We start from the raw sequence: 6,100 nt of genomic DNA, 5'->3' as shown, positions 1-6,100 counted from the left end.
CGAACACGGAAGTTAAGCTCTTTAGCGCCGATGGTAGTTGGGGGCTTCCCCCTGTGAGAGTAGGACGTCGCTAGGCAATCTAAAGTCTGAGATTTTTTTCTCAGGCTTTTTTATTTTTTAGGCTGTCTTATACAATAAATGTATAGGACAGCCTTTTATCTTCAATCAGCAATGTTTTCTGTGCGAAAGCGAAGCGACAGCAACAACAATTACGCAAGGCAAAATCTAAAATTCAAGGGCGTTTCGAAGATTATTTAAATAAGATTGGCTAACAGGTAGTTCACTACCATCCTTTAGAGTGACAATAAAATTAGAAGTAAGATCACGAGCCATTTTTTTTATGAAATGAATATTAACAATATAAGACCTGTGAATGCGAATAAAAGATGGCGGTAGACGCATTTGAAGTTCTTTAAGAGTAATACTTGTTTTAAATTGTTCCCCCTCTACATAAAACCACGTTTTTTTCTGCAGGCTTTCAATATGAGAGATTTTTTCAATTGCAACAGGATTCCATTCCTCTTCTTGCTTTCCAGTTAAAAATTGAAAGGGCTCCAATTTCTTTTCGGTAAAGGTTGAAGGTAAAACTACAACAAGTGCTGCAGGCACATTTAATATGTTTATAGGGTAACCTATTCCATAATAGGGTGTTTCGAATAAGGAATTATCTAAAACGGCATCTGTTCGTGTCCTTGTGCGTAGTACTTGCTCGGCAATGCTACCAGAATGTACTTGTTGACCTATTTCCAAGTTAATGTTTTGATGTCCAGAATGAAAATAGATATAGGAGTTTTCAGCAGCAATTGCAATGGATGAATTGGCCGGAACCCAGTCTTTTAACATTGAAATAAACTGTTGCGATATATCTTTTGGCAAAGAATTAAACTCATTTTTCATTGTGAATATCCCCCTTGTTTGTAAACAGTTTACCAAATTTCGTCGCCCAAAAAAGCAGTTTTGTCATTAAAATTTGGTATTTTATCTAAAAATAATGAAAATTCAGATGTACTGTTATATATTAATTTATAACAAATAAACCTGTTATGGAACAGCTAATTAAAAGTTTTTTAACAGAGTATATTGTAGACAAAGGGGAAGGTGGAATTTCAATATGTCAACACGTCAAGAAAAAATCCAAACATTAGAAAAACAATGGGCAGAGAACCCTCGTTGGGCTGGTATTGAACGCGCATATTCAGCTGAAGAGGTTATTAAGCTACAGGGCTCTGTAGTACTTGAACAAACTTTAGCAACTAAAGGTGCGACTCGACTTTGGAAGTCTTTACAAGAAGAACCGTTCATTAATGCATTAGGTGCATTGACTGGTAATCAAGCTGTACAACAAGTAAAAGCAGGATTAAAAGCAATCTACTTATCGGGCTGGCAAGTAGCTGCTGATGCTAACCTTTCTGGTCAAATGTACCCTGACCAATCCTTATATCCAGCAAACTCTGTTCCAGCAGTGGTTAAGCGTATCAACCAAGCTTTACAACGTGCAGACCAAATTGATCATGCTGAAGGACGTGTAGATCAATTTGATTGGTTCGCTCCGATCGTAGCAGATGCTGAGGCTGGCTTCGGTGGTCCTCTAAACGTATTTGAGCTTGTAAAAGGAATGATTGAAGCTGGAGCCGCTGGTGTTCACTTAGAAGACCAATTAGCTTCTGAGAAAAAGTGCGGTCACTTAGGTGGTAAAGTGTTACTTCCAACACAAAATGCTGTTCGTAACTTAATCGCTGCTCGTCTTGCAACAGACGTAATGGGTGTTGATACGATTTTAATCGCTCGTACAGATGCTGATGCTGCTGATATGGTAACATCTGATATCGATCCGCGTGATGCTGAATTTATTACGGGTGAACGTACTCCAGAAGGCTTCTTCCGTACAAAACCAGGCATTAAACAAGCGATTGCTCGTGGTTTAGCTTACGCGCCATATGCAGACTTGATTTGGTGTGAAACTTCTAAACCATCCCTTGAGGAAGCTCGTGAATTTGCGGCAGCTATTCATGCTGAATTCCCAGGTAAATTACTAGCATACAACTGCTCACCTTCATTCAACTGGAAAGCAAATTTATCAGAAGAAGAAATCGCAGAATATCAACGCGAGCTAGGTAAATTGGGTTATAAATTCCAATTCGTAACATTAGCTGGTTTCCACGCGTTGAACCACTCTATGTTTGAGCTTGCACATGATTATAAAGATAATGGTATGGCTGCATACTCTAAGCTACAACAAGCTGAGTTTGCATCAGAATCAAAAGGCTACACAGCTACACGTCACCAACGTGAAGTAGGTACTGGTTACTTTGATGATGTATCACAAGTTATCTCTGGTGGTACGTCTTCTACAACGGCAATGGCTGGTTCTACAGAGACAGAACAATTCGTTTAAGTTTCACAAAGTACGCGTATTCCTAAATTCATAATCATAGATTAGTCTCCTCCGCTCCTCCTAAAGCGGGGGATGACTACTTAAATTCGCAAAGGTGGGGGAAATAACTGATGGAACAAGCAACAACAGGTAAGCTTAAAATTGTTGGGGAACAAAACGAGCAGACAAAAGAAATTTTAACACCAGAAGCCATTGAGTTTGTTCTTGCCCTGCACGAAAAATTTGATGCTCGTCGAAAAGAGCTGTTAGAGGCTCGTCAAGATCGCCAAAAGCGTCTTGATGCAGGTGAGAAACTCAACTTCTTACCAGACACAAAGCATATCCGTGAGGGGGATTGGACAATTGCACCACTTCCAGCAGATTTGCAAGACCGTCGTGTAGAAATTACAGGACCTGTTGACCGTAAGATGGTTATTAATGCATTAAACTCTGGTGCAAGAATGTTTATGGCTTGCTTCGAGGATGCATCTGCCCCGACATGGGAAAACATGATTGGCGGTCAAATTAATATGCGTGATGCTCTTAATAAGACAATTGAATTTACACAAGCATCTAATGGTAAAACGTATAAATTAAACGAAAACACAGCTGTGTTATTAGTTCGTCCACGTGGTCTTCATTTACTTGAAAAGCATGTACTAGTGGATAGCGAACCGATCTCTGGTAGTTTCTTTGATTTCGGTCTGTATTTATTCCACAATGCTAAAAATGCATTGGCGCAAGGTACGGGACCTTATTTCTACCTACCGAAGCTTGAAAGCCATTTGGAGGCACGCTTATGGAATGATGTCTTTGTGTTTGCACAAGATTATATCGGAATTCCACAAGGGACAATTAAGGCTACTGTATTAATTGAAACGATTTTAGCAGCATTTGAAATGGATGAAATTTTATATGAACTACGTGAACATTCAGCTGGTCTGAATTGTGGGCGCTGGGATTACATTTTCAGTTATATCAAACGTCTGCGCAATCAGCCTGATGTAATTTTACCGGACCGTGGGCAAGTGACAATGACTGTACCATTCATGAAGGCATATACATCTTTATGTATTCAAACATGTCATAAACGTAATGCTCCTGCTATGGGCGGTATGGCAGCACAAATTCCTGTTAAAGGGGATGACGACGCGAATGCTGTAGCATTTGCAAAGGTTGCAGAAGATAAACGTCGCGAGGCAACAGATGGCCACGATGGTACTTGGGTAGCGCACCCGGGTATGGTTGCAACGGCAATGGAACAGTTTGACGCGATTATGACGACACCAAACCAAATCCATAAAAAGCGTGAGGATGTAAATGTTATAGCGGAAGATTTAGTTGCTGTTCCAGAAGGTACAATTACACTTGAAGGTCTTCGTATTAACTGTAGTGTAGGGGTTCAGTACATTGCTTCTTGGCTACGAGGCAATGGAGCTGCACCGATTAACAATTTAATGGAGGATGCTGCAACTGCAGAAATCTCTCGTACACAAGTATGGCAATGGATTCGTCATCCAAAAGGTGTCTTAGATGATGGCCGTGGTATTACATTGGCCTTTGTACTAGATAGCTTGGAGGAAGAGCTTGTAAAAATTAAAGAGGCTGTTGGGGAACAAGCCTATAACAGCGGACACTATGAAGAAGCTGCTGAGCTGTTTAAATCTTTAATTGAACAAGACGAATTTGTGGAATTCTTGACGCTTCCAGGCTACGAAAAATTAGCTTAACTTGCTTTTAGCATAATTGATTTGAGATACGAATCTACGAAACGAACATATCCAAACTTTCCTAAATTGTTGTGGACTAAACTCGAATGGAGTCCACCTTATTCCACTAGTGTAACGGGCGGGATCTGTTCCCTCGTTCCTTACTGAAAAATGAACGCGGTTACAAAAAAAGGGGTCTATTAATAAAAAGAGATTTAAATAGGTGAAGGATGTCTTATGAGCTTAGATGGGGAGCTTGTAAGGCATTTTTTTACCTTCTAAAATTCCTTGACCGACACCGCTAGTTGATGAAATTTATGACATTAGTAATAGTTGAAAGGGGATGTCTCGAATTAATCATGAGACATCTCCTTTTTTCGATTGTTCATATTGAATATGAAATCCAACTGGTCTCATTTTTTATGCACAAAAAATGATTATTTGTTATATTAGCTATATAACAACTTTGGAGATGATATTAATGTTTATTCAAATAGAGCCACAATCTGATGTACCAATCTATGAACAGGTAACACGGCAAATTATTGAAGGTATTGCAAGAGGAGAAATGAAACCAGGAGATACCCTACCATCTGTACGTAGTTTAGCGGCAGATCTGGGCGTCAATATGCACACAGTTAATAAAAGCTATCATGAGCTAGAGGAAAAGGGGATCATTACTATAAGAGCCAAATCAGGTGCTATTATTCGTTCAACTGAGGAGCGAGCATTAACTCCTGAACAATTTCAACAAATTGAAAAAAACCTAAAGCCTGTTGTGGTAGAAGGAATGGTGCTCGGCGCAACAGCTGAACAAATCGAGCATATGATAAAAAAGGTATTTTCTGATTTGCAAATACCTGCAGAAGGGGTGTAGCACATGCTACTTTTCGTTTTCTTAACCGTCTACCTCTTAACATTAGCTCTACAAGTATTTGTTCCATATATAGTACGTGAGACAATCATTTTTGGCGTTACTGTACCTGAACAAAATGTAAAACATCCTGTATTACGTAATATGAAAAAGCATTATGCTCAAATCGTTGGAATATTTGGTGTCATATTATTAATGATAATGATTTTTAGCTATTATTATTTTGCACAATCTGAGTTTATGCAAAGTATTTTACTGCTTGGATGCTTATTTGCAATGCTTGCAGTCAGTATGACATTATATTGGATAAACTATCAAAAAATTTTAAAACTTAAAAAGGAAGGGCAATGGGGCTTAACTATAAAACAAGTTCGTGCTGTTGACTTAACAGCACGTAGTCGTGATGAAATGCTTCCGTGGCCATTTTATGTAATCCCTTTTGGTGTTACAGCGTTTCTAATTATCTTTACATTCCGCCATTATGATCAAATACCAGATCACATTGCTGTACACTGGGGACCTAGTGGTGAAGCGGATTCATGGAGAAGCAAAACATATTTTACTGCTGTTTCACTGCCACTTGTTATGTTGATGATGCAATGTATGATGTGGGGAATTGTAGATTCTATAAAGCGTTCAGCAATCAGGTTGGCTGTTAATCGTAAGGAAGAATCATTGGAAGAGCAGTTAAAAAGCCGAAAGTATATGAGTTGGAGCATTATGTTATTAAGCTATGCCTTTACAATATTATTTACAGTATTACAGCTAAGCAACATCTACCCTTCAATGGCTACAGCAAAAAGTCTACTACCGGTATTTATTTTGTTCTTATTGCTTGTTCTTGGCTTAGTCCTTGTTTACGCCTGGAAGAAACGCAAGCTGAGGGTGAGCTATGGAGACAATGTCGTTTCAGAAGTAATGGATGTTGATGAGGATCTCTATTGGAGGGGAGGATTAATTTATGCGAATCGTCAAGATCCTTCCGTTTTTGTAGAGAAACGCTTTGGGGTCGGTTGGACGATGAATTTTACAAATCCACGTGGCTATATCGTAATTGGTTTGCCGTTACTTATATTGCTGTTTATTTCTTTCTTTTCGTTATAATATGAAAAAATGAAGTTATCAATTATGCCTCGGCATAAT

Annotated in this window: 5 protein-coding genes and 1 rRNA gene; 5 read left to right on the top strand and 1 reads right to left on the bottom strand. The window is 38.9% G+C overall.

Annotated elements, in window-relative coordinates; genetic code table 11:
• Positions 1–76: ribosomal RNA gene (gene rrf, locus C7Y47_RS26285) — 5S ribosomal RNA — on the top strand; the annotation flags it as partial.
• Between the two features lie 149 nt (positions 77–225).
• Here the strand turns inward: rrf and C7Y47_RS15810 are convergent.
• Positions 226–897: a LytTR family DNA-binding domain-containing protein gene (locus C7Y47_RS15810; protein ID WP_142509649.1), complete on the bottom strand. Its 672-nt coding sequence runs from the start codon at positions 895–897 to the stop codon at positions 226–228.
• Between the two features lie 214 nt (positions 898–1,111).
• On the opposite strand from C7Y47_RS15810, the gene aceA reads away from it, so the two are divergent.
• The 4 genes from aceA to C7Y47_RS15790 all read left to right on the top strand — a co-directional run bounded on the left by aceA (position 1,112) and on the right by C7Y47_RS15790 (position 6,061).
• The gene (aceA, locus tag C7Y47_RS15805) at positions 1,112–2,395 is read left to right on the top strand and encodes an isocitrate lyase (protein ID WP_142509648.1); all 1,284 of its coding nucleotides are present in this window, start codon (positions 1,112–1,114) and stop codon (positions 2,393–2,395) included.
• A gap of 110 nt (positions 2,396–2,505) precedes the next feature.
• Complete coding sequence (gene aceB, locus C7Y47_RS15800) at positions 2,506–4,104, top strand: malate synthase A (protein ID WP_142509647.1); 1,599 nt, start codon at positions 2,506–2,508, stop codon at positions 4,102–4,104.
• A gap of 460 nt (positions 4,105–4,564) precedes the next feature.
• Positions 4,565–4,960 (top strand): GntR family transcriptional regulator, encoded by a 396-nt coding sequence (locus tag C7Y47_RS15795; protein WP_142509646.1) that lies wholly within the window; start codon positions 4,565–4,567, stop codon positions 4,958–4,960.
• Positions 4,961–4,963: 3 nt separating this feature from the next.
• A complete protein-coding gene (locus C7Y47_RS15790) occupies positions 4,964–6,061 on the top strand; it encodes a DUF1648 domain-containing protein (protein ID WP_142509645.1) in 1,098 nt (365 codons plus the stop codon).
• Positions 6,062–6,100: the final 39 nt, after the last annotated feature.

Origin of the sequence: Lysinibacillus sphaericus (assembly GCF_006864135.1) — a bacterium.
Taxonomy (GTDB): domain Bacteria; phylum Bacillota; class Bacilli; order Bacillales_A; family Planococcaceae; genus Lysinibacillus.
This window is presented reverse-complemented; position numbering and strand designations above follow the sequence as displayed.